Origin of the sequence: Lacticaseibacillus manihotivorans DSM 13343 = JCM 12514 (genome assembly GCF_001435035.1) — a bacterium.
Classification (GTDB): Bacteria; Bacillota; Bacilli; order Lactobacillales; family Lactobacillaceae; genus Lacticaseibacillus; species Lacticaseibacillus manihotivorans.
In genome coordinates this window covers 1-2,704 of the sequence record NZ_AZEU01000310.1, presented here as the reverse complement: position 1 = coordinate 2,704, position 2,704 = coordinate 1, and the positions used below count along the sequence as shown (strand labels likewise).

Annotated in this window: 2 protein-coding genes and 1 pseudogene; 2 read left to right on the top strand and 1 reads right to left on the bottom strand. The window is 45.2% G+C overall.

The features are described 5' to 3' along the window. The first annotated feature begins 156 nt into the window (after window positions 1–156). Window positions 157–528 carry a DUF1304 domain-containing protein gene (locus FD01_RS14750; protein ID WP_054719944.1) on the top strand — a complete coding sequence of 124 codons (372 nt, stop codon included), beginning with the start codon at window positions 157–159 and terminating at the stop codon, window positions 526–528. A gap of 189 nt (window positions 529–717) precedes the next feature. Here FD01_RS14750 and FD01_RS14745 read toward each other — a convergent pair whose 3' ends face one another. Beyond that, entirely contained in the window at window positions 718–2,133 is a 1,416-nt protein-coding gene (locus FD01_RS14745; protein WP_056965085.1) for an IS5-like element ISLca2 family transposase, read from the bottom strand. A gap of 186 nt (window positions 2,134–2,319) precedes the next feature. Here FD01_RS14745 and FD01_RS14740 point away from each other — a divergent pair. Next, window positions 2,320–2,704, top strand: a pseudogene (locus FD01_RS14740) (hypothetical protein); the annotation flags it as partial.

Below are 2,704 nucleotides of genomic sequence, written 5' to 3'. Positions count from 1 at the left end.
GTCCTTTAAAGTAATTCATGCGCACAATCCCTCTTTTCTTGTCACTCAGTATACTAGAATGAAGTTGCCAGGCAAACTTTGCACCAGAGCCGTTCACATTTGTAAGGTGGTTTAGACGCGCAATTCATAGCCCTTTCCTATACTAGGAGGATCATGATGATTATTTTGAAAGATGTTTTTGTTATATTTGTCGCAGTAGAGGCGTTGCTCATTATGTTGCTTGAAATGTTTGGCACGCAAACTAAAATAGCACGCAACGCTTTCGACTTGTCGAAGAAATACTTGGCAATTAAAGAAGCACGCATGTCAATGGCCAACCAAGGCCTATACAATGGCTTCGTTGGCGTCGGTATCGTATACGCCCGATATGGTCTCACTGGTATGGCTTCGCTTCACGTCCAAGTCCTATTTATAGGTTTTGTTGTAATTGCTGCGCTGTTCGGTTCTGTAACAGCAAACAAAAAGATTATTTTCACGCAAGGAGGGCCCGCACTTTTTGCGCTTGGCTTTCTCTTGTTTGCGAATTAAATCACGGAATAGTCCATTTGTGATACGATATTACACTAACCCAAAGTAAGCTTGCGCCCATATGGGGCTTTTAAAACTTGCGGAAGCGAGCTTGACGTCTGGCTAATAATTCTTCCGGCGGCAAATTTTGTAACATCTCAAACTCTTCAATTAATGCTGCTCGTAACTGCCTAGGTAGTGGCTGTTGAACTAGGCCACCATATCTTCGACCCTTGTAGTAAATTTATAGCGAATTTGATAGGCCTCACCCTCGAATTTACCCAAAATTAAAATTGGTATAGCAAATACCCTTAACAAGGTCAGCACATTGCTCAAGACGATGGCCGCGTCAATCTTGACGGCCAGTGATTCAGCTGTCCGAGTGTTCACCAAGTCAAGCCCCAGCGTGCCCTTCATAAAAGCAAACCGGCGTTCAATGGTACCTCTTCGATTCTCGGCATCAGTATCCTCACGCTGTTTCGCTGCATCAACGTGTTTTGGATGCCGGCCAAGCTTCGGACCGCAGATTCGGATACCCAAATCCTTACACAGCTTTAGGTTCTCCCGATTACGGTACAGCGTATCGGCCAGTACTTCATCCGGATAATGTCCATGAAGGTCGTAATAGTGGTCTAAAGTTTCCGCGAAGTCTTGGCCCTCAGAGAATGCGGTGAAATCAAAACGTTCAATGTCGACTACGCCTTCACTTAACGAACAGTCAATCTTCGCCCCAAATTCAACTTTAGCATTGGCCTTACCACGTTGAATTGGGCGAAGATACGGCTGTTGGAGACTAACAATTCGGTCTTCAACGTGGTGAGTCTTGTGGGTATACATGTACCATTGCTGGTCAAATAGAATTCGAATCACGCCTAAGCGAATCGCTTGTTCATCTGGTAGAGTCGCACCCTGATCGATGAATTCGTTGATGTACCGCAAATCACGGCGCACATATTGAAGTTGGGCCTTGACCTGTTTATGAAAGCCACCACGCTGTTGCTTTGGATGTCGTGAAAATGAGGTCCAACAATGCTTCGCCTCGCGTTTGTACATGCGTGGGTTTGGCACACCAAGTTGGTGTGCCATATCGATCGCCATCGCCTCAAGATTCAGCCTTGCTTGGTTGAGGAGGACGGTATCTTGAGGATACTTGATTTTGACTGGCACTGCGGTTGCGTCGGTGATGACGGTGTCCACTTTGAATGGGACCAACGCTTCGATCTTGGCGCGTACTGTATCATTCATGATATTCGTAATCAGCTCGGAGATATCGGCAATTCGTTTGCGAAAGTGTGCCAGGCTGGAATAATTGAACGGCTCAACCGCTTTGTATTCGGACAACCCGATGAAATATTGAAGTGCGGGTGTATCACGAATTGCCGCAACCACCCCACGATCAGTTAAACCCATCCGTTGTTGGATCAAGATTGCCCCATAGAGTAAACGAAATGGTTTTGCCGCACGTCCCGCATTTTTGGCGAACTCCAATTGGTATGCCTCATCGATAGCTTTCCAGGGCATGACCTCCGCCAACTGGACCCACTCATTGTTAGAGCTAAGTGGGGTACTTAAACCGGCACCAAAGGATTCAAATGACAATTGAAGCGGGCTGTGACGATAGACCATACGATAACCTCCGAGTAGGTTCCCAAAAAATGCAAGGAAAATGCAGGAAAGCAGCTAATTCCAATGGATTTATTATACCGCAATAATGCATATATTAGCTTAACTGCCTGAATTATAGAATTTTTAAGCAGTCACTATGTACTAAGTGTCACACAGATCGAAACCATAGAGCCGGCGGCCCTCTTTATGCGCTATTTGAGCAAAAAAAGACAATACCACCGCTTAAAAATGCCACATATTATGAATATGTTGCGTAATCGATTGCTTACCGCTTTTCCTGAGGCGCATTTCACCTATGGCTACATCACAACGGTTCAGCGAAAAAAGTTGGGTTTGGCAAAAGCGCATTATCGCGATGCTGTAGCAATCAGTGGAATTCAACAAATTATTGAAGAGCCAAACTCAGTTGTGATGTTTGATCAGTTTCGGACGAAAAAACGATCATTGCATGAAGCAACGGCACGCAGGGGGCGAAAGCAAAAGAACGCTACTCAAAAACGAGTGAAAAAGAATACGAAGCCTGGATTATTCATAGAATTTCAAAAAAGCAGCGCAATCCCACGATTCACAC